The sequence below is a fragment of the Paraburkholderia sp. MM5496-R1 genome, assembly GCF_050436205.1.
Taxonomy (GTDB): domain Bacteria; phylum Pseudomonadota; class Gammaproteobacteria; order Burkholderiales; family Burkholderiaceae; genus Paraburkholderia; species Paraburkholderia tuberum.
Map to the genome: position 1 here is coordinate 1,815,571 of NZ_JBNDLT010000003.1, position 25,179 is coordinate 1,840,749.

A 25,179-nucleotide genomic window follows, 5' to 3' on the forward strand; every position below is an offset into this window, starting at 1 on the left:
GTATTCGATCCAATGGCATTTACACAGCATGTCGATGCACGAGATTCATGGCCTCCATGTCGCTGCAACCGCGGCAAGCCCCTGCCGATGTTCAGTGGGCGATCATCATATTGGTAATCCACTGAACGGCGGGTTCGTTGGCGCGCCCTCGGGCTCGAATCACAAGCACCTCCCAGCTCGGTAACGCCAGGGGGAGCTCGAAAAGACTCAGTTGCGCGGTATCCTGCATCCGGAGTGCGACCCGCTCGGCGATAACCGCAATCGATTGCGAAGCGCCGACCATGAAAGGAGCAGCCAGAAAGCTGGGGCAGGTCGCGCTCACCTTGCGGGTACGACCGACGGCCTCCAGCGCATCGTCGACAGCGCCTCGCGTATCGCCGCGCGGCGAGACCAGAACGTGCGGCAGCCGAGCGAAGTCATCCAGTTCCATGTGCAGCTTCTTGCCTCGCTTGACCAGAGCCGGGTGCCCCTTGCGCGCAATGCCGACGAAACGCTCCTTGTGGACAAGCTGGCAATCGAAACGCTGCGGGATCTGGGCAAAGGAGCCGGACCCTAGCACGATGTCGAGATCGCCGGCGTCCAACATGCGCAGCGCGGATTCGCTATCGGCCGGCCTGAGCCTCAGCACGACACCCGGCGCAGCGGCCTGGACCCCGGCCAGAACGGGGGCGATGACGGTCAATATGGCGTGATCAGTGGCCGCCACTGAGAGCATCGCTTGCACGCGAGCTGGATCGAACGGGCCACGTGGACTGGCGACGAGCCTGACCGACTCGAGCACCGCCGCCACTCGCGGCATTAATTCGATGGCCAGCGGCGTCGGCTCGATCCCGCGGGGGTGACGAATGAACAGCTGATCAGCAAAGGCAGTACGCAGCCTCGATAAGGCGTGGCTGGTGGCGGACTGGGACAAATGCAGTCGTTCGGCGGCGCGGCCGACGTGCCTTTCGGTCCAAAGTGCCTCAAGTACAACCAGAAGGTTGAGATCGAAACGCGTCAAATCCAGGGGCTTCATGCCGTATCAGTGTTCCTTTCCTTGTCCGGCAAGATTCTCGATGTCGACCGGCTGCGGTCAGCCAGTCTCGGCGAGCCTGATGTTAGCGGCTAGAGCGTGCGCAAATCGTCCGGCGTGTCCACGTCGCGCAGAATGCCGGGATCGTCGACGTCGATGCGCGTCAGCGCGTGTGACCTGAGCAGTGCTTTCGCGCCGGTGTCGCCGTCCAGCGCGAGTAGCGCGTCGCGATGCTCGCTGCCGAAGCCGACCGGATGGCCGCGCTGGCCGTCGTAGAACGGCGCGACGAGCGGCGCGCCGTTGTCGAGCGCACGGGCTACCGCTTCGATCGTCGGAACCGCAATGCGCGGCATATCGGCGAGCGCGACGATCCAGCCCTCGGCGTCGTCGCTCGCTTCGATACCGGCGGCGAGGCTCGCGCCCATGCCGCGTTCGGCGCTCGCCGCAAACACGACATCACAGCCGGCATCGTTCAGCGCGCGGGCGAGCGCGTCGGAGCCCGGCCGCACGACTGCGAGCACCCGCGTCACGACCCGCAGCAGCCGATGCGCGGCTTCATGCGCAACCGGCGTGCCGTCGGGCATACGTGCGAGCAGTTTGTTGTGCAGCCCGTGCGGATCGAAGCGCGAGCCGAGACCGGCGGCGAGCAACACACCAGTGGCGAGCGAAGCGTAGGCCATCGGCGGATACCGGTAGACAGGAATGCCCCCGATTGTGCGATGCAACGGTGCGCGAAGCAAGCGGCAAGGCACGCCCGATGCAAGCCGCCCGCCGCTTTCGCTTTCACTCCAACTCCGGCACTGCCGCCGGTTCAGGTCGGCACCGCCTTGTCCAGCGTGATCGGCAGATCGCGCACCCGCACGCCGGTCGCGTTGTACACCGCGTTCGCGATCGCGGCCACCACGGCCGTGATGCCGATCTCGCCGATACCGCGCACGCCGAGCGAGTTGATATAAGGATCGGGCCGGTCGATGAAGGTGATGTCGAGCGTGCCGATATCGGCATTCACCGGCACGTGATACTCGGCGAGGTTCGCGTTCGTGAAGCGTCCGAAGCGCGCATCGAGCGTGCTTTCCTCCTGCAGCGCCGCGCCGATGCCCCAGACGATGCCGCCCATCATCTGGCTGCGCGCGGTCTTCTGGTTCAGCACGCGGCCGACGTCGTACACGGCGACCACGCGCGGCACGCGGACCGTGCCGAGCTCGGCATCGACGTGGACCTCGACGAACACCGCGCCGAACGAGTGGAACGAGTACTTCTGCTTCTCGTCGCCGGGCTTCACGGTCGCGCTCGCCTCGATCGGCTTGCCGCCCGCGCGCGCGATGATCGCCGCGGCCGGATCGCGCTTGCCCGGTTGCGAGCGGCTCACGACCCAGCCGCTTGCGACGGTGACGTCATCGAGCGGCAGGCCATGCACGGGCGACGCCGCATCGGCAAGCGCCAGCGCGATCAGCTGGCTGCGCGCCTGGCTCGCCGCGTCGCGCACCGCGGGCGACACGCTGGCCGCCGACTGCGAGCCGCCCGAGACCGGCGCGCGCGGCAGCGACGAATCGCCGAGCGCGAAGTGGATCTGCTCGGGCGTGAAGCCGAGCGCATCGGCGGCGACCTGGGTCATCACCGTGTAGGTGCCGGTGCCGATGTCCTGCGTGCCCGATGCGACCACCGCGGTGCCGTCCGGCAGAATCTGCGCAAGCGCCGACGCCTCGCTGCGGTTGGCCGGATAGGTCGCGGTCGCCATGCCCATGCCGATCAGCGTGTCGCCGTCGCGCCTCGAACGTGGCGCGTGCGGGCGGCGCGACCAGCCGAACTTCTCGGCGCCGATCTGATAGCACTCGCGCAGCGACTTGCCCGACCACGGCTTGTGCTCCTGCGGATCGCTGTCCGCGTAGTTCTTCAGGCGCAGCGCGAGCGGGTCCATCTTCAGCGCGACGGCGAGTTCGTCCATCGCCGATTCGAGCGCGAACGAGCCGGTGGTTTCTCCGGGTGCGCGCATGAAGGTCGGCGTGCCGACATTGAGTTGCACGAGCCGGTGCGTCGTTATCTGGTTGGGCACCGCGTACAGCATGCGCGTGACCATGCAGCAGGTCTCGGTCCAGTCTTCGATCATCGACGTGTTCGAGATGCTGTCGTGACGCATCGCGCTCAGCGTGCCGTCATGCCGCGCGGCGATCACGAAGTGCTGCTCGGTGCGCGGCCGCGCGCCGACCGGGCCGAACATCTGCGGGCGTTCGAGCGCGAGCCGCACGGGCCGCCCGGTTTGCCGCGCGGCCATCGCGCACAGCGATACGTGCGACCACGACGAGCCCTTGCAGCCGAAGCCGCCGCCGATCAGCGGCGAGATCACGCGCACGTCGGACACAGGGATGGCGAACGTCTTCGCGAGCACCTGCGCGGCGCCGCTCACGCCCTGCGTCGAGTCGTAGACCGTCAACTGCGGGCCGTCCCATTGCGCCATCGTCGCGTGGGGCTCCATCGGGTTGTGGTGCTCGATCGGCGTCGTATAGGTCGCTTCGATATGCACGTCGCCGCTTTGCATGCCGTCTTCGAAGCTGCCGCGCTGCGTGTCGGTCTGACGGCCCTGCGGCTTGTCCGGCGCATGCGCGTGCGCCTTCGCCTGCTCGAAGTCGAGCGCCGCCGCGCCCGGCTGATAGGCGATGCGTAGCTGGCGAGCGGCATCGGCCGCATGTTCGAGCGTATCGGCGACGACCACCGCGACCGGCTCGTTGCTGTAGTGCACTTCGTTATCCTGCAGAAGCGACAGATGCCGGCCGGCCGGCGGCGCGAGCGCGGGCCGGCCGCCATTCGGCAGGCGCGGCGCGTTCTGGTAGGTCATCACGAGCAGCACGCCGGGCACGGCCTCGGCGCGGCTCGCATCGATCGACGCGATCGTGCCGGCCGCGATCGTGCTCGTCACGAGCACCGCATGCGCGAGGCGCGCCCCGGGGAATTCGGCTGCATAACGCGCGTCGCCGGTTACCTTCAGCAGTCCGTCGACGCGATCGAGCGGTTGTCCGATCAGATTCATGCGACACCTCCCGCGTTGCCGGCTGCCTGATTGACCGCACGCACGATCGCGCGCTGCGCGAGCTGCACCTTGAAGGCGTTGTCGTGGCGCGGCTGCGCGCCGCTCAACGCGGCCGCGGCGGCGTTCTTCAGCGTGGCCTGGCTGAGCGGCTGGCCGCTCAGCATCTGCTCGGCCACGTTCGCGCGCCACGGTTTGTGCGCGACGCCGCCGAGCGCGATGCGCGCGCTCTGAACACGCTCGCCGTCCATCTGCAACGCGGCCGCGACCGATACGAGCGCGAACGCGTAGCTGGCGCGGTCACGCACCTTCAGATAGTGCGAATGCGCGCTGAAGAGCGGCGGCGGCAGATCGACCGCGGTGATCAGCTCGCCGGGCTGCAAGGTGGTATCGAGATCGGGCCGGTCGCCCGGCAGCCGATGGAAATCGGCGAACGCGATCGTGCGCTCGCCGCTGGGGCCGCTCACGCGCACCAGCGCATCGAGCGCGGCCAGCGCGACGCTCATATCCGACGGGTTGACCGCAATGCATTGCGGGCTCGCGCCGAGGATCGCATGCGCGCGGTTATGGCCGTCGAGCGCCGCGCAGCCGCTGCCGGGCAGGCGCTTGTTGCACTGCGTGAACGCGGTGTCGTAGAAGTAGCCGCAGCGGGTGCGTTGCAGCAGATTGCCGCCGACCGTCGCCATGTTGCGCAACTGCGCCGACGCGCCCGCGAGCAGCGCTTGCGACAGCAGCGGGTACTGCTCGCGCACCAGCGCGTGATTGGCCGCGTCGCTGTTGCGCACCAGCGCGCCGATGCGGATGCCGCCGCCGGGCAGCGTCGTCACCGAGTCGAGGCCGCCGATGTGCGTGATATCGATGAGCCGCACCGGCCGCGCGACGCCGCCCTTCATCAGATCGAGCAGATTCGTGCCGCCGCCGATGAATACCGCGCCCGGCTGTTGCGCGGCGCGCACCGCGCTGGCGACGTCGCCGGCGCGTTCGTAGGAGATCGCATCCATGTCGGTCTCCGTCAGGCGTTGTCGTGCGCGGCGCGGACCGCGGCGACGATGTTCACGTACGCCCCGCAGCGGCAGAGGTTGCCGCTCATGCGTTCGCGGATTTCGTCGTCGGTGAGCGCGGCGGGACGCGCGCGCACGTCGGCGGTCACGGTGCTCGCCGTGCCGTTGCGGAATTCGCCGAGCAGGGCGGTCGCCGAGCACAACTGCCCGGGCGTACAGTAGCCGCACTGGAACGCATCGTGTTCAATGAACGCGGCCTGCACCGGACTCAACGCGCCGTTGCTCGCGAGTCCTTCGACGGTCGTGATGTTCTCGCCTTCGTGCATGACCGCGAGCGTCAGACACGAGTTGATGCGGCGGCCGTCGACGAGCACCGTGCAGGCGCCGCATTGACCGCGGTCGCAGCCTTTCTTCGTGCCCATCAGACCCGCGTATTCGCGCAATGCGTCGAGCAGCGTCACGCGCGGTTCGAGCTGCAGCGTGTAAGCGCGGCCGTTGACGGTCAACGTGACGGGGCGCGGCGGCACCACGGGGATGCCTGGCGGCGCGGGTGAGGCGGGCGTCGGCGCTTGCGTTTGCGCGCGCAGATGCGGCGCCGCACCGATCGTCGCGGCGGCCGCCGCCGATTGCAGGAAGCGGCGTCGTGACGGTTGGGAAGGCGTGGTGGTGGGCTCGGCGGTGGACTCTGATGCGGGGGTGTCCCCGCAATGCTGACATTCTGTAGGCGTAGTCATGACGATCTGTTGACTCCACTGAAAGGTCAATGCAGGCTGACGACGCGTCGATGTCCAACGCATCGCGTTGAAACAAAACTATTGCGCAGCAATTTGAATGCCGTTGCAGCTAACACGGTATTAAAAACTCGCTGCAAGCGCAAAGCCGATCTGCGCAATAAAGGCAGGCCAATATGCGCAATGACCGCGATGGAGCCCGGCTGGAGCCGCGCAAACAGGGGCAAAGGTTGCACGTTGCAACGGGGAAAATGCGAAATCGACCTCCGGGCTCAGCGCGCCCGGCAGGCGGCCAGGATGCCTCGCAGCAAATCGATCGGCGGCGGCGGACATCCGGGGATCGTCACGTCGACCGGCAAGATCGACGAAACAGCGCCGCACACCGCGTAACTGTCGGCAAAAATGCCGCCCGTGCACGCGCATTCGCCTGCGGCAACGACGAGTTTCGGGGCGGGCGTCGCGTCGTACGCGGCGAGCATGGCCGCTCGCATATTCAGCGTCACCGGCCCGGTCACGAGCAGCAGGTCGGCATGCCGCGGACTCGCGACGAATTTGATTCCAAGTCCTTCGATGTTGTAGTACGGGTTGTTCAGCGCGTGGATCTCCAGTTCGCAACCGTTGCATGAACCCGCGTCGATCTGCCGGATGCACAGCGCCCGCCCGAGCAGATCGAGAATGTCCTCGCGAATGCGTCGCTCCTCGTGATGCCACGCGTGTTCTGCCGCCGGTGCGGGTTCGCCGGGAAAATCGGTGCGCGCGAATTGCCGGATCAGTTGCCACATCAGAGATCGTGCCCCGCGTAGTTCAGGTTGAACGACTTGTTGATCAGCGGGAAATCGGGAACGATGTTGCCGATGATCGCGTGCTCGAGCGCCGGCCAGTTCTGCCACGACGGATCGTGGCAATGGCATCGGGCGATGACGTCGCCGGGGGCGAGATCGAGGGCGACGAATACGTCCCCCCGCCAACCTTCCACCCAGCCTATGCCTTGCGCGGGCGCCGTTGCAGGCGTCGTGGCGACGACCACCGGACCATCCGGTAGATTGGCCAGCAGCGTGCGGATCAGGCGCAGGGATTCATCGATTTCGGCGAAGCGCACCGCGACGCGCGCGGCGACGTCGCCGCGCGCATCACTGACCGCTTTGACGGCGATGTCGTCATACGGAGCGGGCCGCAAGTTGGCGCGAACGTCGAAGGTTCGACCGCTGGCGCGGGCGGCCATGCCACGCACGCCAAAATGCTCGACGACAGCGGGGGTCAATCGGCCCGTGCCGAGGAATCGATCCTGCAGCCCGGACTGGTCATCGTAGACTTTGCGCATCACGTGGACTTCGCGTTCGATGCGTTCGCATTGCTCCGCCAGCACCGCCGCGTCGTCGGGGCGAACGTCGATCGATACGCCACCCGGCACGATCCGATCCATCAGGTACCGATGTCCGAATGTACGGGCGTTCATCCGTATCCAGTCCTCCTTGAGCCGCGAGAACTGCGCGAGTCCGAAGCCGAACCCGGCGTCGTTGCCGAGCGCGCCGAGGTCGCCGAGGTGGTTGGCCACGCGCTCGCGTTCCAGCAGAAGCGCACGCAGATACAGTGCGCGCTTCGACAGTATCGTGCCGCCGGCTTGTTCGAGCGCCATGCAAAAGGCCCACGAGAACGCGACGGTCGAGTCGCCCGCAATCCTGGCGGCAACCCGATGACCGCGCGATGCAGGAGTACGTTCGAACAGACGCTCGACGCCACGATGGACATAGCCGAGACGTTCTTCCAGGCGCAACACCTTCTCGCCGACGACCGAGAACCGGAAATGCCCCGGTTCGATGATGCCGGCATGAATCGGCCCGACCGCGATCTCGTGTACGCCATCGCCCGAGACCTGCACGAATGGGTAGTCCGCCTCGCTCGAATCAAAGTCTTCGACACCCGTCGCCTGCCGTTGCAGCGGGAAATAATCTTCGGGCCAGTTGCCGTGATTGAGCCACGGCCGCGTGTCCTGGGCGCCACGCGCCCGCAGGCCGAGCAGATCGAAGATCGCCCGTTGCATGCGAGTCGCGCACAGGAAAACGGTGGCGAGATCGGGATAGTCTCCATCGGCATCCTGCATACGCCCGATCGCGAGGCGTACCCACAATATGCCGTCATCGCATTCGTACGCGGCATTCACCGAGAAGCCGTCTTCGGCTGCTTCGCTGCCCCACATTGCAACGAGGCGCCGCTGCTCGGATCTCGCGGTTCGCGCCAGCTCGAGCCAGACTGATTCATCGGCGCTCACCACATGCGCTGGAATCTGGCCCGCACGGTGCGTGAGGCGGGTGGCGGCAATTTGCATCGATTCGAGTCGCATCCGTCACCCCGCCAACATCGTTGCGGCCTGGCGATACCACGTCGCCAGGTAGGGTGGCACATAAAGCCCAAGCATCAGCCCCAAACCCAGATGCACGAATACCGGCAGCGGCGCGGGGCGATGCTCGAGCGGTTTGGCCGTGGTCGTTTCACCGAACACCATTTGCTGCACGCGCGCGAAGATCGCCGCGAATGCGACGGCGAGGCCGAGCAGCAACAACGGCGCCGTCCACGGTATCGTGTTCATCGCGGTCGTCAGGATCAGGAATTCGCTTGCAAACACACCGAACGGCGGCAGGCCGAGAATCGCGAGCGCGCCGAGCAGCATGCCCCAGCCGACCGTCGGGCTGACCTGCAGCAGCCCGCGAATGCCTTCGATCGCCTGGGTACCGGCCTTCTGCGTCGCGTGGCCAACCGCAAAGAAGATTGCCGACTTGACGAGGGAATGGACGGTCATGTGCAGCAGACCGGCGAACGTCGCGACCGGGCCGCCGAGGCCGAACGCGAACGTCATCAAGCCCATATGCTCGATCGACGAATACGAGAACAGCCGCTTGACGTCCTTCTGCCGAAACAGCGAGAACGAGGCGACCAGCACCGACACCAGCCCGAACCCGATCAGCAATCGCCCCGGCAGGCCGTTGCCAAGCGCACCGTCCGCCAGCACCTTGCAGCGCAGCACCGCATACAGCGCGACGTTCAGCAGCAGCCCGGACAGCACCGCTGAAATCGGTGTCGGGCCTTCGGCGTGCGCGTCCGGCAGCCAGTTGTGCATTGGCACGAGGCCGACTTTCGTGCCGTAGCCGACCAGCAGGAACACGAAGGCGATCGACACGATGGACGGGTCGAGGTGCGTCTTGACGGCGGCAAGGCTCGTCCACAGCAGCGCATCGCCGTCGGTCAGTTGCCGGCTCGCGGCGAGGTACAGCAGGATCGTGCCGAACAATGCCTGCGCGATGCCGACACCGCACAGGATGAAGTACTTCCAGGCGGCTTCGAGGCTCGCGGCGGTCCGATAGACGCTGACGAGCAGCACGGTCGCGAGCGTGGCGCCTTCCATCGCGACCCACAGCACGCCAAGGTTATTGGTCAGCAGCGCGAGCAGCATCGCGAACATGAACAACTGGTACATGCTGTGATAGAGGCGCATGCGCGTCGCCGTCATCCGGCCGCGCGCCTCTTCGACCTGCATGTACGGCCGCGAGAACAGCGACGTCGTCCAGCCGACGAACGCAGTCAGCGCGACGAGGTACACGTTGAAGGGATCGACGAAGAATGCGCGTTCGAACGCGAACGACGGTCCATGTTCGACGGTACGCGCGGCGAGCACGAGCGTCGCCGCGAACGTCACGGCGCTGAAGCCGGCGTTCAGGTTGCGCGCGACATGAGCGGGTCGCACGGCCGCAAGAGAGACGGCCGCCACGAGCGGAATGCCGAGCACGGCGAGCACGACGTGGGCGTCATTCATCTTTGAGTGTCTCGAGGTGACGGATGTCCAGGCTGTCGAACTGCTCGCGAATCTGGAACATGAACACGCCCAGAATCAGAATCCCGACCAGCACGTCGAGTCCGATACCGAGTTCCACGATCATCGGCATGCCATTGGTGGCGGCCGTTGCGGCGAAGAACAACCCGTTCTCCATCGACAGGAAGCCGATCACCTGGGGAATCGCCTTCGCGCGCGTGATCATCGCCATGAACGACAGCAGCACGCACGCAAGCGCGATCCCGAGCGTGCCGCGCGCGGCCGACGTCGCGAGCTGGCTGATCGGCGACGCGACGTTGAACGCGACGATCACGAGCACGATGCCGATCAGCAGTGTCGTCGGAATGTTGTTATGAGCGGCTCGACGTCGGCCTGAATGTCGAGCTTGCGCACGAGGCGATACAGGAGCCACGGAATCACGCCGACCTTCAGCACGAGCGTCAGTCCGGCCGACACGTACAGATGCGCATCACCGGTCACGAAACCGAGGATCAGATTGGCCAGAACGAGCGCGACACCCTGTAGCGTATAGAGGTGGATCAGCGACAGGATGCGACGCTGACTCAGCATCGCGAACGACAGCATCAGCAGCACCGCCGCGAGGAAATTGATCAGTTGCGTCGCGTAGGTGTGCATTCATGCTCCCAGTAGCAGGTGAACGAGCATGCCGATCACCGCGAGCAGGAAGGCGGTCGCGAGGAACTCCGGGACCCGGAAAATCCGCATCTTCGCGTTGGCGGTCTCGATCACGGCCAGCGCGGCGCCGCCCGCCATCAGCTTGACGAAGAGTGCCGGCACCGCGAGCAGCAGCGCGAGCGGATTACCCGCCGCGGCGATCCCCCACGGCATGAACAGCGCAATGCCGATGCACGAGTAGGCGAACAGTTTGAGGCTGGCCGCCCATTCCATCAGCGCGAGGTGCCGCCCCGAATATTCGAGGATCAGCGCCTCGTGGATCATCGTCAGCTCGAGGTGGGTGGTCGGGTTGTCGACGGGCAGCCGCGCATTCTCGGCGAGCGACACCAGCGTGAACGCTATGCCGGCGAACGCCAGGCTCGGATAGATCGTCAGCTCGCTGTGTCCGAGCGTCGCGACGATGCTCGTGAGCAGGGTCGACTGCGTGATCAGCGAGGCCGACAGCAGCACCATCAGCAAGGCCGGTTCCGCGAGGAAACCGACCAGCATCTCGCGGCGCGCGCCGAGCGTGCCGAACGCCGTACCGATATCCATCGCCGCGAGCGACAGCGCGACGCGCGCGAACGCAAACAGGCCGACGAGCGCGATCGCATCCGCGGCGGGAGACAGCGGCAATTCCGTCGACAGCGTCGGCACGATTGCACAGGCGAGCGTCATCGCCGCCCACACGACATACGGCGCGCCACGGAACACCGGACTCGCGCCATAAGCGACGACGGATTCCTTGTTGAACAGCTTGTGGAGCATCCGGTACGGTTGCCAGATGCTGGGCGCACGCCGGTTCTGCAGCCACGCGCGGCACTGGTTGACCCAACCCGTGAGCAGTGGCGCCGCGGCAAGCGCCAGGACGATCTCGAGGGTTTGCGATAGCACGCCGGATAGGGTCACCATCGTCTCACCAGCAGCAGGAGCACGATCAGCACGGCGAAGCTGTAGGTCAGGTACACGGCAATCTTGCCCGTCTGCAGCCGCCCCGCCCATTCCGCCGCGCGTTGCGTGAGTGCCGCGATACGTTCGTAGAGAATCGACCACGTTCGGTCAGCGACCGAGACCCGGTAGGCCGGCTGCGCGTCGAACGGCGACGGCAGTTGCCGCTCGATGCGCAGCAGCGGCGCGAAGATCTCCCGGATCGGTTGCCCGAAGCCTTCCGCCGTATCCTGCATCCGCGCGGTCGTAAACGGGAAGCCGCAACTCCACGGCGCGGCCCGTCGCAGCCGACCGTGGTAGAAGCGCCGTACCAGCACCCACGCAAGGCCGCAGCAAGCGACGAAAAACAGCATGAACACGACGGGCATGTAACTCGCCCGCGCGGTCGACACCGGCACGAAGATCAACCAGCCATGATTTTCCGCGCCGATCCCGGCACCGACGAGCACGCGCGTGACCCGGTCCAGCACCTTGACGAACTGCGTAGGCATCAGTCCGAGCAGCACACCGGCCACCGCGAACCAGCAGAACGCGAGCCGTTCCCAGGTATTCACGTCGTGTGCGCGACTCAGTTTTGCTTCTCTCGGCTGCCCGAGGAAGACGATGCCGAAGAACTTGACCATCGTGTAACCGGCGAGAGCTGCCGTCATCGCGACGAGTGCGGCCGCAATCGGCACCGTCATCGCCAGCACGGAATTCTGCAGACCCGGCGTGAACAGGAAGCTTTGCAGCAGGAGCCACTCCGCGACGAAACCACTCATCGGAGGCAAGCCAGCGCTGGCTGCGACGCCAGTGAGCACGGCCCAGGCGGTCCACGGCATGACACGGATCAGGCCGCCAAGCTTGCCGAGATTGCGCTCCCCGGTGGCGTGCAGCACGGCCCCGGTGCCGAGGAACAGCAGGCTCTTGAAGGCCGCATGCGCGACGATCTGGTAGAGCATCGCGCTCAGCGCAAGCGCGCACAGGGCCGTCATCCCGTACGCGCGAAACAGCACCGCGAGCCCGAGCGAGACGATCATCAGGCCGACGTTGTCGATCGACGAATACGCGAGCAGGCGCTTCATATCGACCTGGATCGTACTGAACACCACGCCGAGCAGCGCGGTGCCGATACCCAGCACGAGCAGCAGCACGCCCCACCAGGCGAGCTGCACGTGCAGCAGGTCGAACACGGTCCGGATCAGGCCATACAGGCCGACCTTCAGCACGAATCCACTGAGCAGCGCCGATACGGGGGACGGCGCCGCGGGATGGGCGTCCGGCAGCCACACGTGCAACGGGAACACGCCCGCCTTGGCACCGAATCCAACCAGCGCGAACAGGAACGCGAGCGATGCCCACAACGCGTCGGGCGACTGCGCGCGCAAATTGGCAAACGTGTAGTCACCGGTGCGCGCCTGCAGGATGCCGAAGCAAAGCAGCAGCGCGAGCGCGCCGACGTGGGAGATCAGGAAATACAGGTAGGCTGCGCGGCGGATCTCGCCGATCCGATGGTTGGTCATCACGAGGAACGTCGCGGACAGCGTCAGCGTTTCCCAGGCGACCATGAACACATACGCATCATCGGCGATGAGCACGAGCGCGATGCTCGCGATGCAAACGTGGTATTCGAAGCAGATGAGTCCCGGCGCGGACCCTTCGCCCTTACGGAAATAACCGGCGGAGAAGGCGCCGATCCCCGCGCTGACGACACCAAGCACGAACAGGAAATAGCCGGATAGCCCATCGACGCGCAGATGGAACGGCAACCCGGGCAGTCCGATCGGCAGCACCGCGGCGGTCGGTTCGGAAAAGATGCCGGCGAGTCCCGCCGCGCCCAGCAGCAGCCCTCCCAGCGCGCCGAGCGGAAACAGCCCGTGTGCAACGAATCGCGTGCGATGCAGAACTCCGAGACCCAGCGTGCCGGTCGCAAGCCAGGCGGCCGCGACCAGCAGGACGAAATGGACGACCGTGAAAGGTGCCATCCGGAATGTCTCCAGTACGCTCGGATTGGGACGAGGAGCATGGAATGAGCTCCAGCTTGCCGGGCTCACTCAAACCGCATTATGACATCAGAAAACCAATCTGGATAACAGGACATGATAATGGCGTTATCATGTGAACCACATGTTCGAGCGAATCGGGCGCCGCTGTGCGCAGCTCGCCTGCATGCGGTGCGCGAAGCGTCTATTCGCCGCGTCTTTGCTGTTGTTCCGAGCGATTGAGTGAAGATCCTATGCCTGCGCAGTACTTTCGAAGCCTGACGGGAAAACACCGCAGCACGACCGCGAACCGTCAGCTCGGGTTGTCTCTTGCCTTCGTCGCCGGCGCCACCAATGCCGGCGGCTTCCTCGCGGTCAAGCAATACACGTCGCATATGAGCGGCATCGTGTCGGCGATCGCGGACCAGACGGCGCTCGGGGACATCCGGCTCGTGCTGGCCGGCATCGGTTCGCTGGCATCGTTTGTCGTCGGAGCGGGGGGCTCGGCGGTGCTCGTCAACTGGGGGCGCCGTCGCGGCCTGCAAAGCCAGTACGTGCTGCCATTGGCGGTCGAGGCCGCGCTGCTGCTCCTGTTCGGTCTGCTCGGCAGCCACCTCGCGCTACGCGAAGCGTTCTTCGTCCCCGTGACCGTGATCCTGCTGTGCTTCATCATGGGGCTGCAGAATGCGATGATCACCAAGCTGTCGGGCGCGGAGATCCGTACCACACACATGACCGGCATCGTCACGGACCTCGGAATTGAGTTGGGTAAGCTTTTTTACTGGAATCGATCGGCGCTCATCGACGACGCGCACGCGGTCATCGCAAACCGCGCGAAGCTGAAGATCCACGGCACGATGCTCGCGTCGTTTTTCGTGGGCGGCCTGATCGGCGCAATCGGTTTCAAGCATGTGGGCTACGTGTCGACCGTGCCGCTCGCCGGCGCGCTCGTCACACTCGCGATCGTGCCCGTCGCCGACGATGTGCTGGCCTATCTCTATCGGTTCGAGCGCAGGCACTGACCTCATAGGAGGCGGGGTGAATCCTCGTCGAAAGCAAATGCATTATAATTTGGTTAGCATATTCGCCGACCCGTCCTCGTAATGGAAACGAAAACCGCACGCCTGACCGTCCTGATCGACCCCGCCAAGAAAGAAGCATTTGAAATGCTCTGCTCGGCGCAAGATCTGACGCCGTCACAAGTCGTCCGCCAACTGATCCGCGAGTATCTCGAGCGTCACGGCGTGACCTACAAGACCAAGAGTCCACTCGCCAAGCGGGGAAAGTGACGCCCAGCTCGAGGCCTGGTGCCGGTCAACCGCCGATTTCCCAGTGCCCTTGCCCTTGCCCTTACCCTTGCGCATGCCAGATCAGCCGCTTCGGATCGAGGCGCTCTCCCGCTTTCAGGTGGCAAGCAGTGACGGACAGCTTGCGTTCGCCTGCAAAGTCAAACGAGAGGGCGCGCTCGAACAGGACTTGTCGGGGCGGCAAGCGACGCCCGCTTTTCCAGGCAAACGCGACGAAGTTGCTGTCGTCGCCGCACCGAACGATCGCATAGGAAACGCCAAATACGGATTTCAGCCGCTCGAGGTGCCGCGGTATGGCCGGATCATCGTCCGTAAAGTTGATGACGAGGACGCCCGTCCCGGTTAAACGCTCGCGACAGGCGGTGAAGAACGCGATGTCCGCGCTTCCGTGCGGGGCCGCCAACGGGGAACGGCCCGTCAGACCTTCTTCAGAAAGCAGGCCTTGAGCATGAAGCTGCCGGCGTCCGTCTTGCAGTCGATTTGGTGATCGCCACCGACGATCCGGATGCTTTTCACCTTGGTGCCCATCTTCAGCGTGATCGACGAGCCCTTGACGCGCAAATCCTTGATCAGCACGACCGAGTCACCGTCCGACAGCACGTTGCCGTTCGCATCCTTGACGACGCTGCCCGCAGGTTCATCGCTCGCGTCGGTGCCAGCGTTCGCCGACCATTCGTGACCGCAGTCCGCGCACACGTACAGCGTGCCGTCAGGGTAAGTGTTTTCCATTGCGCATTGCGGGCATGAAGGGGCAGCGTTCATTGCAGCTTCCATTGAAACGATTTTGAGTCAGTCAGTAAAAAAACAGGCGCGCAACCCGCCAGGCCTGAGCCGGTCGTCGTGCCGGCGGCTCGTGGTGCACAAAATTATAATGCAATACACATGCTCTTACCGTCCAATTATCATCGGACTTTCAGTCCCCTTCATTAGACTTACGGGTAGCTTCGCCGCGAATGTCGAGAGGTTTGAACTGAATGGAAAATGTCCGCTTTGCGGGTGATAAATTTGGAACTGGCCAACCGGGCCAAAATGGAGCCGGTGCTATGAGCAAAACCGATCGGGGACAACACCCTGATTGCCGCGCGCGTTCGCGGCCGACCGAGTATCGCGACGTCGCGGAGCAATAGGCGAGGGAGAGATGATCATGGCGAAGCTGCGCATTGCGACGTTCAACATCAACGGTATCCGCTCGCGGCAGGCGGCGCTATTGCAATGGCTCGAGCGCGAGGCGCCTGACGTGGTCTGCCTGCAGGAACTGAAGGCAGTGGATAGCGCATTTCCAGTCGACGCATTGCGCGACGCCGGTTATGGCGCCGTGTGGCAAGGCCAGAGCGCATGGAACGGTGTGGCGATTCTGGCCAAAGGCGACGCACCGCTCGAACGTCGGCGCGGTCTGCCCGGTTTCGAAGACGACACGCATAGCCGTTATATCGAGGCCGCGGTCGGCGGCGTGCTGATCGTGTGTTTGTACCTGCCGAACGGCAATCCGCAGCCCGGCCCCAAGTTCGACTACAAGCTCGCGTGGTTCGATCATCTGATCGCGCATGCGGCTCAGCTCTACCAGAGCGGCCACCCGGTCGTGATCGCTGGGGACTTCAACGTCGTGCCGACCGACGAAGACATCTACAACCCGCGCTCGTGGCTAAAGGACGCGCTGCTGCAGCCGGAGAGCCGCGAGCGTTATCGCAGGCTGCTCGCGCAAGGCTGGACCGATGCGCTGCGCACGCATTTCGGCGACGAACGCGTGTACACGTTCTGGGATTATTTTCGCCGTCATTGGGATACGAATTCGGGGCTGCGCATCGATCATCTGCTGCTGAGCGCCGACCTCGCGCCGCGCCTGCGCGATGCGGGCGTCGACCGTTGGGTGCGCGGCGAACCGCATGCCAGCGACCACGCGCCGACGTGGATCGAACTGGAAATGGGCGCCGGCCGCAAGAAGAGCGGCTAGTGAAGCGGCGGGCGATCCGCTTGCGGCGGATCGCCCGCTTTGGCGCGACTGCTGCGCCCTGTTGATCGGCGCCGATGATCCGGCGCCGTGCCTGCTTCAGTCGTAGTCGCGACCGCCGCGCGACCACAGCGCGCCCATCACGAACCCGGCGAGAGCAACCACGGCCAGCGTCGTGAACGGATTTTCGGCCGTCGTATCGCGCACGAGGCTCGTCGTATTCGCGCATAACTGCTGCGCCTTGCCGCTCAATTCGCGCGCCTTGCCCGCCACCTGCGCGCTGGTGTCGCCGACGGCATCGCCGACCGCGCTTTGCACCTTGCCCGCGACTTCCTTTACCGCGCCTGCCGCTGAATTCGTATCCATATGCATCGCTCCTGTTGTCATATTTACGTGCGGGCCCGCGGCAATTGCAACGCGCTCGCACAAGGGCGCCGCGCAAGCCGTGCCAGTGCGGCGTGAGCCTGCGTCAGTGACGAAAGGGGCGCAAGAAGTGCGCCCGGCGACGGGACGCCATGCATCCGGCCAAACGGGACGTGCTGGAACATCATCGTCGGCGCCCGAAATTGATGCCGACCAACACGGCCAGCAGCATCAGAAAACCGCCGAACAGCAGCGCGGCATTGACGAGCACCTGGCGCAGCCCGAGCGTTTCGACGTCGATGAACGGATACGGATAAAAATCCGACAGGCTGCCGCGCCAGAACGTGATGCCGAGATAGGCGAGCGGATAGACGAGCCACAGCGGAGCGTGGCGCAACCGCAGATGAAAACGCGGCACGAACAGCACCCAGTAGAGCGCGGCGAGCATCGGCAGCACGCTGTGCAGCGACTCGTTGAGCAGGCGCCGGTAGGGCGACAGCGGCCACAGTCCGCGCAACAGCAGGTTGTACGCGAGGCCGACGAACACGATGTACGCGACCACCGCGGTCACGACCGTGGGCTGCCGGAAGAAGCGCACGAGCGGCGAGCGGTGCTTCCGCAGCACGATGCAGGTGAAGCAGAGCGCACTGGCGAGCACCGTCAGATTGGTCAGGTAGCTGCTCATGCGCGCGAGCGCGTCGAATACGGTGAGCCCGCGCGCGAGCGAGCGATCGATCGTCAGGTCGGCTTGCGCGAGGATCGCCATCCACGCGATCAGCGCAATGACCGCCGCCAACGTCAGCGACGACACACTGGGCGTATGCAGCGGCAGCTCGGGCTCGCGCTGCGGAGCGAGGGTAGGGCGCATGCGCTCGATTCTACGCGCGGTGCGCGCGCGGCTGCATGGGCTTTCGCGCCCACGCGCGCCGGCGTTGGCAAAATACTACGGCGTGCTACGCGAGCGACTGGCTGGCTGTAAAGCGGGTTGCAACGCGGGTTGCAAGCTCGCCGCCACGGCTGCAAGCGCCGCGCTCACTGGCGGCGATTCATCGTGTGTTTCGACCCGTTATGATCGCGGCTGCAGCCCTCGATGTTAACGACGCCGTGCGCGGCAAGCAGTCTCTGTCAGCGCCGGCTCAAGACTCGCAAACACGGAGAGAAAGCATGAAAGCCAGCACCATTGCCGAACGGGAAGCGCGCGGCCGCGCCGCGCGCGAGCATTCGAAACGCTCGAGTCACCGGGCGGTCGGCGAGTTGCACCGCGATCCGATCGAGCTGCTGAAACAGAGCAGCGCGGAGCGCGTCGAGAATCTGGTGCCGCTGCGCTATGGGCGCATGGCTGCCTCGCCGTTCTCGTTCTTTCGAGGCAGCGCGATTCTGCAGGCGCACGATCTGAGCAAGGTGCACGACACCGGCCTCACCATGCCGATCTGCGGCGACGGCCATCTGATGAATTTCGGCGGCTTCGCAACGCCCGAGCGGCAACTGGTCTTCGACCTGAGCGACTTCGATGAAGTCTCGATCGGCCCGTTCGAATGGGACCTGAAACGCCTGTGCGCGAGCCTCGTCGTGGCCGCGCGGCAGATGCGCCTGAGCCGCGGCACCGCCGAGAGTCTGGTGATGAGCGCGGTCGGCTCGTATCGCGATCGCGTCGCGCAATACGCGCAGTTCGGCGCGCTCGACCTGTGGTACGACCGCATCACGTTCGACCGCATGGCCGAGATCGCACTGACGCCCGAGCGCCGGCGCGCGGTGCGGCGCGGCATGGAGAAGGCCGCGAGCCGCACGCATGAAAGCCTGCTCGAAAAAATGGCCTCGTTCGACGGCAATCGGTGGACCATCCACGATGCGCCGCCCGCGCTGTTTCACGTGCACGGTGCGAACACGTTGTTGACGGCCGAGGAAACCGAAACCTACCGGACCGGCAACGTCGACAAGATGGTCGAGCAGGTGTGGGACGAGTACCGCAAGGCGATGTCGCACGATCGGCGCGAACTGCTGGATCAGTTCACGAGGCACGACGTCGTGTTCAAGGCGGTCGGCGTCGGCAGCGTCGGCACGCGTTGTCTGGTCGTGCTGCTCGTCGATCACATGGGCAAGCCGTTGTTCCTGCAATTGAAGGAGGCGCGGCCGTCGGTCATCGCGCAGTTCGTTACAAGTCGCCGGCGGTCACGCATCAGGGCGAGCGCGTCGTGCAAGGACAGCGGCTGCTGCAGGCCGCGAGCGACGTCTTCCTCGGCTGGGGGACCGGGCCGCTCGGGCGGCATTTCTATTTACGCCAACTGCGCGACATGAAGCTGTCCGCGAATATCGAGCTGTTCGACAGCGATCTGCTCGACGGCTATGCGCGGCTGTGCGGCTGGATCATGGCGCGCGCGCATGCGAAGGCGAGCGGCCAGGCGATCGAGATCAGCGCGTACATCGGCCGCGGCGATCAGTTCGGCGAAGCGCTGAGCGGCTACGCGAGCGCCTACGCGGATCAGGTCGAGCGCGACCACGACGTGTTCATCAAAGCGTGCCGCGACGGCAAGCTCGAAGCGCGCACCGACGAGGACATGGCGGCGGATTTCCGTGTGTAGCGCTGCGTGCGCGTGGTGTCACTTCACGCGCGCCGTCACGCATCGGCGCGCGCTTCGCGCAGCGTGACGAAACGCAGATGGCGCTCGCGTGCCGCTTCGATCACGCTCGGCAGCACCGCGAGAATCAGCGGCTGGCCTTCGATCGTCAGCGCGGCGTTGCCATCGTGCAGCAACAGGATGTCGCGCGCGGCGAGACCATCGAGCAGCCGCCGCGCAACCACGTGAGGGTCACGCTCGCGCGTATCGTAGCCGCGCCGTGTCCAGGCCGCGAGACGCAGATCGAGCTTGCGCAGCACCGGCTCCAGGAAGAGGTTGCGCAGGCCGGCGGGCGCGCGGAAAAACATCGGCCGCGCGCCGCTGACGGTTTCGAGCGTGCGTTGCGCGGCGGCGATCTCGCGCGTCAACGCGCGCGGAAACGTGACCGAAAACGTATGCACGTGCACCTGCGAGTGATTTTCGAGCCCATGCCCACGCGCGACGATTTCGCGCGCGAGTTGCGGATAACGCTCCACCTTCGCGCCGATGCAGAAGAACGTCGCGCGCACGTCGAACGCGTCGAGCAGATCGAGCACTTGCGGCGTGACGACGGGATCGGGACCGTCGTCGATGGTCAGCGCGATTGCATCCGCGTTGCGCGGGTTCGCGGGCAGGCGGGTCCAGTTGGGCCCGAGCAGCGTGGTGCGCGGCAATAGTCCGGCGATCGTGAACAGCGCGTGATTCGCGACGATCGCGGCGAGCCACCATGGCCACGCGGCCGGTGCGACAGCCACGCCGATCAGCACGATCACGTGCCAGCCGATCGTGCCGTTCAGCAGTGCGGAGTTGCGGCTACGCGGCCAGCGGCGCGGCGGGTTCGGGCATTCATTCATCGAACGTGCTTCCAGTACGCCTTCCTCCGTCCCGGGAAGGCCGTGAATCTTGCGCGATGCGCAGCCGCGAACGATACCACTGTTGCGCTCGTCGACGTGCCGTTCGGCGGCCACGTATCCGGTGAAAGCGCGCTGAAAGACGTCGCGCGGTTTGCGATCGCCGATTCGCTGTTGTATGGTGCGGGGCGAAAAGAGTCGCGCGTGTCGATGGCGATCGGACCGATTGCCGCAACAAGCTCGCGTCGCTACCCAATACAACAGGAGATGCGTGATGTCGGAAACAGGAAACGGAAAAGTGGCGCTGGTGACGGGCGCGGGCAGCGGCATCGGCCGCGCGTGCGCACTGACGCTCGCGCAGCACGGCTATAGCGTGGTGCTCGCCGGCCGCCGCCAGGCCGCGCTCGATGCGGTCGCGCAGCAAGCGCGGGCGCTGCGCGGCGACGCGCTCGCGGTTGCGTGCGACGTGACCGACGCCGACAGCGTCGCCGCGCTTTTCGACACGATCCGCGCGCGCTTCGGCCGGCTCGACCTGCTGTTCAACAACGCGGGACGCAACGGCTCGCCCGTCGATCTCGACGAAGTGAGCATCGACGAATGGCGTTCCATCGTCGATACCAATCTGAACGGCGTGTTCCTGTGCACGCGCGCGGCGTTCGGCCTGATGAAGACGCAGAACCCGCGCGGTGGCCGCATCATCAACAACGGCTCGATCTCCGCGCATGCGCCGCGTCCGAACAGCGCCGCTTACACGGCGACCAAACACGCGATTACCGGACTCACGAAAGCGGTGTCGCTCGACGGCCGCAAATACGACATCGTGTGCGGGCAGATCGACATTGGCAACGCGGGGACCGAGATGGCCGCGCGAATGGCGCGCGGCGTGCCGCAAGCGAACGGCGAGATCGCGGTCGAGCCGCTGATGGACGTGCAGCACGTCGCCGACGCGGTGCTGCATATGGCGAGCCTGCCGCTGTCGGCGAACGTGCAGTTCATGACGATCATGGCGAGCAAGATGCCGTTCGTCGGGCGCGGCTGAGCGGCGCGCAGCACCGGCTCACAACGCCGGGGCGGGGAGCGGGGCGCGCGCGTTCAACTTATACTGGGCGCTCCGCCGTCTTTCCACGCAAAGCAAGCCGCCGTGCCCCGCGCCACACCCAGCGACGACCCGCCGCCACAGCCGCCCGTGCGGCCCGATCTCGACGACTGCTGTCATAGCGGCTGCACGCAGTGTGTGTTCGATCTCTACGATGAAGCGCTGGAGCGCTACGAGCTCGCGCTAGCTGCGTGGCACAAGCGGCAGGCGCAGAAGGCGCGGCCAGCGCGGCGACCGGACACGCAGGGCGCGAAGTCGAAACCGCAAGCCGACGCGCGTCGCTCGACACCCACGCGCGGCAAACCGAGCCCTCGCCGCTGATTCGCGCACGAATTCGCGCACGATCGTCCACCGTCCCCGTTGTGACCGACCTTCAGCTCACGCCAACCGAATCTCTCACTGATCCGCACACGCTCGACGATCTGCATCGCTTCGTGCAGCGTCATCCGCGCCTGTTCGTGCTGACCGGCGCGGGCATCAGCACTGACTCCGGCATCCCCGGCTACCGGGACGACAGCGGCGCATGGAAGCGCTCGCCGCCGATCACGCTGCAGGAGTTCCTTGGCACGCCGGCGATGCGTCAGCGCTACTGGGCGCGCAGCATGGTCGGCTGGCCGCTCGTCGCGCGCGCGCAGCCGAATGCCGCGCATGTCGCGCTCGCGCGGCTCGAAGCGGCCGGTCACGTGCCGACGCTGGTCACGCAGAACGTCGACGGCTTGCATCAGCGCGCGGGCAGCCGCGACGTGATCGAGCTGCATGGCGGCATCGACGGCGTCAGTTGTCTCGACTGCGGCATGCAGCACTCGCGCGCGGCGATCCAGCAGACGCTCGAAGCCGACAACCCCGCTCTGCTCGACGTCACGGCCGAAGCCGCCGCCGATGGCGACGCGCATCTCGAGTGGCACGATCTCGGCGGTTTTCGCGTGCCGGCATGCGCGAACTGCGGCGGGTTGCTGAAGCCGTCGGTGGTGTTCTTCGGCGAGAACGTGCCGAAGGCGCGCGTCGAAGCGGCGTCGCATGCGCTCGATGCGGCCGACGCCGTGCTCGTGGCCGGCTCGTCGCTGATGGTGTATTCCGGCTACCGCTTCTGCGTGTGGGCGCAGCGCCAGGGCAAGCCGATCGCGGCGATCAACCTCGGCCGCACGCGCGCCGATCCGCTGCTGTCGCTGAAGGTGGCCGCGCCGTGCGGCGATACCTTGAGCGCGCTCGCCGGTCTGCTGGCTGGCGATTGAGAATGAGTAGATCCCGCCGATCACCGTCAAAACCTGAGGAACACCCAGAGCCGACCATGACCGACTCCCGGCAACATTCGCCATCCGCCGAACGCAATCGCGAACCGATCCTCGCCGTGCTGCGCGAGGCGCTGCCGGCGAGCGGCCGCGTGCTCGAAATCGCGAGCGGCACCGGTGAGCACGCGATCTGCTTCGCCGGCGCGCTGCCCGGTCTCGACTGGCAACCGAGCGATGCCGATGCGCAGGCGCGCGAGTCGATTGCCGCGTGGACCGCGCACGCGGGGCTCGCGAACGTGCGCGCGCCGCTCGCGCTCGACGTGCATCAGCCGGACTGGGGCGTCGATGCGCTCGACGCCGTCGTCTGCATCAACATGATCCACATTTCGCCGTGGAGCGCGGCGCAGGCACTTTTCGACGGCGCGGGGCGGCGCCTCGTCGACGGCGGCGTGCTCTATCTATACGGTCCTTACCGGCGCGGCGGCGCGCACACGGCGCCGAGCAACGCAGCGTTCGATCAATGGTTGAAGAGCCGCGATCCCGAATGGGGCGTGCGCGATATGGAAGCGGTCGTCGCGCTCGGCGACACGGCGGGGCTCACCTGCGAACGGGTGGTCGCGATGCCCGCGAACAACTTCAGCCTGGTGTTCACGAAGCGGGCAGGGTAGCGGGTGCACCGACGGGCCGCGCATTCGTCCACGCCTTGCGCCAAACCTCAGTCCGATCCCAAACCGAACCGGTCGCGCAAACGCCGACGCGCGCACAATACCTGTCGTCACGCGCAAACATGAGCACGACAGGAGCACGAGCAACTGGCGTGCTTGCCCCCTCCCAAGCGGCAAGCGCGCATTTCTTTTATCCTTTCACCCTCGACGCCGCGCCCGCCGTTTTCATGGCGTGGCGCCACGACATTTTTTTGGACTCTGGAGAATTCAAATGGGCAAACAGGCAATCGGCGTGGTGGGGCTGGCGGTCATGGGCCGCAATCTGGCGCTCAACATCGAGAGCCGCGGCCACGCGGTGTCGGTCTACAACCGTAGCCGCGCGAAAACCGACGAACTCATCGCCGAATTTCCGGACCGCAAACTGGTGCCGGCTTTCACGCTGGAAGAGTTCGTCGACTCGCTCGAAAAGCCGCGCCGCATTCTGATGATGGTCAAGGCCGGCGAGCCGACCGACGCGACCATTGCCTCGCTCAAGCCGCTGCTCGAAAAAGGCGACATCCTGATCGACGGCGGCAACACGCCTTTCACCGACACGATCCGCCGCAACCAGGAACTCGCGAAGGCGGGTCTGCATTTCATCGGCACCGGCGTCTCGGGCGGCGAGGAAGGCGCGCTGAAAGGCCCGTCGATCATGCCGGGCGGCCCGCGCGACGCGTACGACCTCGTCGCGCCGATCCTCACCGAGATCGCCGCGAAGGCGCCGGACGGCGAGCCCTGCGTCGCGTACATGGGACCGGACGGCGCGGGCCACTTCGTGAAGATGGTGCACAACGGCATCGAGTACGGTGACATGCAGCTGATCGCCGAAAGCTACGCGGTGTTGAAGCAGGTCGTCGGATTGTCGAACGAGGAACTCGGCAAGGTCTACACCGAGTGGAACCAGGGCGAGCTCGACAGCTATCTGATCGAAATCACGTCGAAGATCTTCGGCAAGAAGGACGACGAAACCGGCAAGGACCTCGTCGACGTGATTCTCGACCGTGCCGCGCAGAAGGGCACCGGCAAGTGGACCAGCCAGAACGCGCTCGACCTCGGCGCGCCGTTGCCGCTGATCACCGAGGCGGTGTTCGCGCGGGTGCTGTCGTCGCTGAAGACGCAGCGCGTGGCCGCGAGCAAGGTGCTGGAAGGTCCGCAGGCGAGACCGCTCGAAGGCGCGAAGGACGCGTTCATCGAATCGGTGCGCCGCGCGTTGTACTTCAGCAAGGTGATCTCGTACGCGCAGGGCTTCGCGCAGTTGCGCGCCGCGTCGGAAGAGTACAACTGGGATCTCGACTACGGGACGATCGCGAAGATTTTCCGCGCGGGCTGCATCATCCGCGCGCGCTTCCTGCAGAAGATCACCGACGCCTATTCGAAGGACAAGGCGCTCGCGAACCTGCTGCTCGACCCGTACTTCCGCGACATCGCGAAGAACTACCAGACGGCACTGCGCGAAGTCGTGGTGGCCGCGGTCAACGCGGGTGTGCCGGTGCCGGCATTCGCGTCGGCAATCGCGTATTTCGACGCCTACCGCTCGGAGCGTCTGCCCGCGAACCTCGTGCAAGCGCAGCGCGACTTCTTCGGCGCGCATACGTTCGAACGCATCGACAAGCCGGGCAGCTTCCACGCGCAGTGGAGCTGAGCGGTTGAAAATACGGCCCGGCGCGCCATGGTGACAGGGCGCGTCGGGCCGTTGCTCCGTTCGGATCGGCAAGGAAACGCCGCATTATTACCAGATGTCGCGCGGGTTAAACGCGGACTTGAAGAATGCCAAATGATTATTGCGACGGCAGTAATAGAGTTTCACTGGTTTAAGGGTTTACCCTAGATCGAGACACCTCTAAACTTGTTTTCAATCGCTGAGGGATAAGCAGAAACCCGAGGCGCACCACACGACAAGTCCTTTGGAGG

At 65.6% G+C, this 25,179-nt stretch carries 22 protein-coding genes and 3 pseudogenes; 9 read left to right on the plus strand and 16 right to left on the minus strand.

Annotation, left to right across the window (positions count from 1 at the left end):
* Window positions 1-91: 91 nt before the first annotated feature.
* The 11 genes and pseudogenes from OKW38_RS34600 to hyfB all read right to left on the minus strand — a co-directional run bounded on the left by OKW38_RS34600 (window position 92) and on the right by hyfB (window position 13,179).
* Window positions 92-1,015: a LysR family transcriptional regulator gene (locus tag OKW38_RS34600; protein WP_429365138.1), complete on the minus strand. Its 924-nt coding sequence runs from the start codon at window positions 1,013-1,015 to the stop codon at window positions 92-94.
* A gap of 89 nt (window positions 1,016-1,104) precedes the next feature.
* Window positions 1,105-1,692 carry a nucleotidyltransferase family protein gene (locus OKW38_RS34605; protein WP_187619469.1) on the minus strand — a complete coding sequence of 196 codons (588 nt, stop codon included), beginning with the start codon at window positions 1,690-1,692 and terminating at the stop codon, window positions 1,105-1,107.
* A 131-nt stretch (window positions 1,693-1,823) separates the two neighbouring features.
* Window positions 1,824-4,037, minus strand: a complete 2,214-nt coding sequence (locus OKW38_RS34610) for a xanthine dehydrogenase family protein molybdopterin-binding subunit (protein WP_429334246.1) — start codon at window positions 4,035-4,037, stop codon at window positions 1,824-1,826.
* Entirely contained in the window at window positions 4,034-5,035 is a 1,002-nt protein-coding gene (locus OKW38_RS34615; RefSeq protein WP_429365139.1) for an FAD binding domain-containing protein, read from the minus strand. The genes OKW38_RS34610 and OKW38_RS34615 overlap by 4 nt, the downstream gene beginning before the upstream one ends.
* Window positions 5,036-5,046: 11 nt before the next feature.
* Complete coding sequence (locus tag OKW38_RS34620) at window positions 5,047-5,769, minus strand: (2Fe-2S)-binding protein (protein WP_429365140.1); 723 nt, start codon at window positions 5,767-5,769, stop codon at window positions 5,047-5,049.
* Between the two features lie 269 nt (window positions 5,770-6,038).
* Window positions 6,039-6,548: an NADH-quinone oxidoreductase subunit B family protein gene (locus OKW38_RS34625; protein WP_429365141.1), complete on the minus strand. Its 510-nt coding sequence runs from the start codon at window positions 6,546-6,548 to the stop codon at window positions 6,039-6,041.
* On the minus strand, window positions 6,548-8,107 hold the full coding sequence (locus tag OKW38_RS34630; RefSeq protein WP_429365142.1) for an NADH-quinone oxidoreductase subunit C: 1,560 nt from the start codon (window positions 8,105-8,107) through the stop codon (window positions 6,548-6,550). Before OKW38_RS34630 ends, OKW38_RS34625 begins: the two co-directional genes overlap by 1 nt.
* A 3-nt stretch (window positions 8,108-8,110) precedes the next feature.
* On the minus strand, window positions 8,111-9,574 hold the full coding sequence (locus OKW38_RS34635) for a hydrogenase 4 subunit F (RefSeq protein ID WP_429365143.1): 1,464 nt from the start codon (window positions 9,572-9,574) through the stop codon (window positions 8,111-8,113).
* Window positions 9,567-10,228: pseudogene (locus OKW38_RS34640) on the minus strand (formate hydrogenlyase). Before OKW38_RS34640 ends, OKW38_RS34635 begins: the two are co-directional and overlap by 8 nt.
* Window positions 10,229-11,179 carry a respiratory chain complex I subunit 1 family protein gene (locus OKW38_RS34645; RefSeq protein WP_429334239.1) on the minus strand — a complete coding sequence of 317 codons (951 nt, stop codon included), beginning with the start codon at window positions 11,177-11,179 and terminating at the stop codon, window positions 10,229-10,231.
* On the minus strand, window positions 11,173-13,179 hold the full coding sequence (hyfB, locus tag OKW38_RS34650; RefSeq protein ID WP_429365144.1) for a hydrogenase 4 subunit B: 2,007 nt from the start codon (window positions 13,177-13,179) through the stop codon (window positions 11,173-11,175). The genes OKW38_RS34645 and hyfB overlap by 7 nt, the downstream gene beginning before the upstream one ends.
* 251 nt (window positions 13,180-13,430) lie before the next feature.
* Here hyfB and OKW38_RS34655 point away from each other — a divergent pair, with 251 nt between their 5' ends.
* Window positions 13,431-14,198 carry a YoaK family protein gene (locus OKW38_RS34655; RefSeq protein WP_090809353.1) on the plus strand — a complete coding sequence of 256 codons (768 nt, stop codon included), beginning with the start codon at window positions 13,431-13,433 and terminating at the stop codon, window positions 14,196-14,198.
* Between the two features lie 81 nt (window positions 14,199-14,279).
* Window positions 14,280-14,465, plus strand: coding sequence for a CopG family transcriptional regulator (locus tag OKW38_RS34660; protein WP_090809355.1), 186 nt, complete (start codon window positions 14,280-14,282; stop codon window positions 14,463-14,465).
* Window positions 14,466-14,526: 61 nt separating this feature from the next.
* Here the strand turns inward: OKW38_RS34660 and OKW38_RS34665 are convergent.
* Window positions 14,527-14,865: pseudogene (locus tag OKW38_RS34665) on the minus strand (spermidine synthase); the annotation flags it as partial.
* A 35-nt stretch (window positions 14,866-14,900) separates the two neighbouring features.
* Window positions 14,901-15,245, minus strand: a complete 345-nt coding sequence (locus tag OKW38_RS34670; protein WP_429365145.1) for a zinc ribbon domain-containing protein YjdM — start codon at window positions 15,243-15,245, stop codon at window positions 14,901-14,903.
* A gap of 382 nt (window positions 15,246-15,627) precedes the next feature.
* Here OKW38_RS34670 and xth point away from each other — a divergent pair, with 382 nt between their 5' ends.
* Window positions 15,628-16,434, plus strand: coding sequence for an exodeoxyribonuclease III (gene xth / locus OKW38_RS34675; protein WP_429365146.1), 807 nt, complete (start codon window positions 15,628-15,630; stop codon window positions 16,432-16,434).
* A 96-nt stretch (window positions 16,435-16,530) separates the two neighbouring features.
* Here the strand turns inward: xth and OKW38_RS34680 are convergent, their stop codons facing one another.
* Together OKW38_RS34680 and OKW38_RS34685 are read right to left on the minus strand one after the other, a co-directional pair.
* Entirely contained in the window at window positions 16,531-16,797 is a 267-nt protein-coding gene (locus tag OKW38_RS34680) for a CsbD family protein (RefSeq protein WP_013091250.1), read from the minus strand.
* Between the two features lie 181 nt (window positions 16,798-16,978).
* Complete coding sequence (locus OKW38_RS34685) at window positions 16,979-17,662, minus strand: Pr6Pr family membrane protein (RefSeq protein WP_429365147.1); 684 nt, start codon at window positions 17,660-17,662, stop codon at window positions 16,979-16,981.
* 296 nt (window positions 17,663-17,958) lie between these two features.
* On the opposite strand from OKW38_RS34685, the pseudogene OKW38_RS34690 reads away from it, so the two are divergent.
* A pseudogene (locus OKW38_RS34690) lies at window positions 17,959-19,373 on the plus strand (DUF2252 domain-containing protein).
* 35 nt (window positions 19,374-19,408) lie between these two features.
* On the opposite strand, the gene OKW38_RS34695 reads toward OKW38_RS34690, so the two are convergent.
* A complete protein-coding gene (locus tag OKW38_RS34695; RefSeq protein WP_429365148.1) occupies window positions 19,409-20,242 on the minus strand; it encodes a polysaccharide deacetylase family protein in 834 nt (277 codons plus the stop codon).
* A 271-nt stretch (window positions 20,243-20,513) separates the two neighbouring features.
* Here OKW38_RS34695 and OKW38_RS34700 point away from each other — a divergent pair, with 271 nt between their 5' ends.
* The 5 genes from OKW38_RS34700 to gndA all read left to right on the plus strand — a co-directional run bounded on the left by OKW38_RS34700 (window position 20,514) and on the right by gndA (window position 24,910).
* Complete coding sequence (locus OKW38_RS34700) at window positions 20,514-21,278, plus strand: SDR family oxidoreductase (RefSeq protein ID WP_090809366.1); 765 nt, start codon at window positions 20,514-20,516, stop codon at window positions 21,276-21,278.
* A 102-nt stretch (window positions 21,279-21,380) separates the two neighbouring features.
* Entirely contained in the window at window positions 21,381-21,656 is a 276-nt protein-coding gene (locus OKW38_RS34705) for an oxidoreductase-like domain-containing protein (protein ID WP_090809369.1), read from the plus strand.
* A gap of 41 nt (window positions 21,657-21,697) precedes the next feature.
* A complete protein-coding gene (locus OKW38_RS34710; protein ID WP_429365149.1) occupies window positions 21,698-22,567 on the plus strand; it encodes an NAD-dependent protein deacetylase in 870 nt (289 codons plus the stop codon).
* A 56-nt stretch (window positions 22,568-22,623) separates the two neighbouring features.
* A complete protein-coding gene (locus tag OKW38_RS34715) occupies window positions 22,624-23,232 on the plus strand; it encodes a DUF938 domain-containing protein (RefSeq protein ID WP_429334234.1) in 609 nt (202 codons plus the stop codon).
* A gap of 268 nt (window positions 23,233-23,500) precedes the next feature.
* A complete protein-coding gene (gene gndA / locus OKW38_RS34720) occupies window positions 23,501-24,910 on the plus strand; it encodes an NADP-dependent phosphogluconate dehydrogenase (protein WP_429365150.1) in 1,410 nt (469 codons plus the stop codon).
* The last annotated feature ends 269 nt before the right edge of the window (window positions 24,911-25,179 follow it).

What these genes read in the sequence shown, in the direction of transcription:
- OKW38_RS34620 (WP_429365140.1), bottom strand. Translation starts at nt 5,769, where the DNA reads ATGACTACGCCTACAGAATGTCAGCATTGCGGGGACACCCCCGCATCA.
- OKW38_RS34715 (WP_429334234.1), top strand. Translation starts at nt 22,624, where the DNA reads ATGACCGACTCCCGGCAACATTCGCCATCCGCCGAACGCAATCGCGAA.
- OKW38_RS34685 (WP_429365147.1), bottom strand. Translation starts at nt 17,662, where the DNA reads ATGCGCCCTACCCTCGCTCCGCAGCGCGAGCCCGAGCTGCCGCTGCAT.
- OKW38_RS34605 (WP_187619469.1), bottom strand. Translation starts at nt 1,692, where the DNA reads ATGGCCTACGCTTCGCTCGCCACTGGTGTGTTGCTCGCCGCCGGTCTC.
- OKW38_RS34680 (WP_013091250.1), bottom strand. Translation starts at nt 16,797, where the DNA reads ATGGATACGAATTCAGCGGCAGGCGCGGTAAAGGAAGTCGCGGGCAAG.
- OKW38_RS34625 (WP_429365141.1), bottom strand. Translation starts at nt 6,548, where the DNA reads ATGTGGCAACTGATCCGGCAATTCGCGCGCACCGATTTTCCCGGCGAA.
- hyfB (WP_429365144.1), bottom strand. Translation starts at nt 13,179, where the DNA reads ATGGCACCTTTCACGGTCGTCCATTTCGTCCTGCTGGTCGCGGCCGCC.
- gndA (WP_429365150.1), top strand. Translation starts at nt 23,501, where the DNA reads ATGGGCAAACAGGCAATCGGCGTGGTGGGGCTGGCGGTCATGGGCCGC.
- OKW38_RS34695 (WP_429365148.1), bottom strand. Translation starts at nt 20,242, where the DNA reads ATGAATGAATGCCCGAACCCGCCGCGCCGCTGGCCGCGTAGCCGCAAC.
- OKW38_RS34615 (WP_429365139.1), bottom strand. Translation starts at nt 5,035, where the DNA reads ATGGATGCGATCTCCTACGAACGCGCCGGCGACGTCGCCAGCGCGGTG.
- OKW38_RS34600 (WP_429365138.1), bottom strand. Translation starts at nt 1,015, where the DNA reads ATGAAGCCCCTGGATTTGACGCGTTTCGATCTCAACCTTCTGGTTGTA.
- OKW38_RS34645 (WP_429334239.1), bottom strand. Translation starts at nt 11,179, where the DNA reads ATGGTGACCCTATCCGGCGTGCTATCGCAAACCCTCGAGATCGTCCTG.
- OKW38_RS34610 (WP_429334246.1), bottom strand. Translation starts at nt 4,037, where the DNA reads ATGAATCTGATCGGACAACCGCTCGATCGCGTCGACGGACTGCTGAAG.
- OKW38_RS34670 (WP_429365145.1), bottom strand. Translation starts at nt 15,245, where the DNA reads ATGAACGCTGCCCCTTCATGCCCGCAATGCGCAATGGAAAACACTTAC.
- OKW38_RS34700 (WP_090809366.1), top strand. Translation starts at nt 20,514, where the DNA reads ATGTCGGAAACAGGAAACGGAAAAGTGGCGCTGGTGACGGGCGCGGGC.
- OKW38_RS34660 (WP_090809355.1), top strand. Translation starts at nt 14,280, where the DNA reads ATGGAAACGAAAACCGCACGCCTGACCGTCCTGATCGACCCCGCCAAG.
- OKW38_RS34655 (WP_090809353.1), top strand. Translation starts at nt 13,431, where the DNA reads ATGCCTGCGCAGTACTTTCGAAGCCTGACGGGAAAACACCGCAGCACG.
- xth (WP_429365146.1), top strand. Translation starts at nt 15,628, where the DNA reads ATGGCGAAGCTGCGCATTGCGACGTTCAACATCAACGGTATCCGCTCG.
- OKW38_RS34630 (WP_429365142.1), bottom strand. Translation starts at nt 8,107, where the DNA reads ATGCGACTCGAATCGATGCAAATTGCCGCCACCCGCCTCACGCACCGT.
- OKW38_RS34635 (WP_429365143.1), bottom strand. Translation starts at nt 9,574, where the DNA reads ATGAATGACGCCCACGTCGTGCTCGCCGTGCTCGGCATTCCGCTCGTG.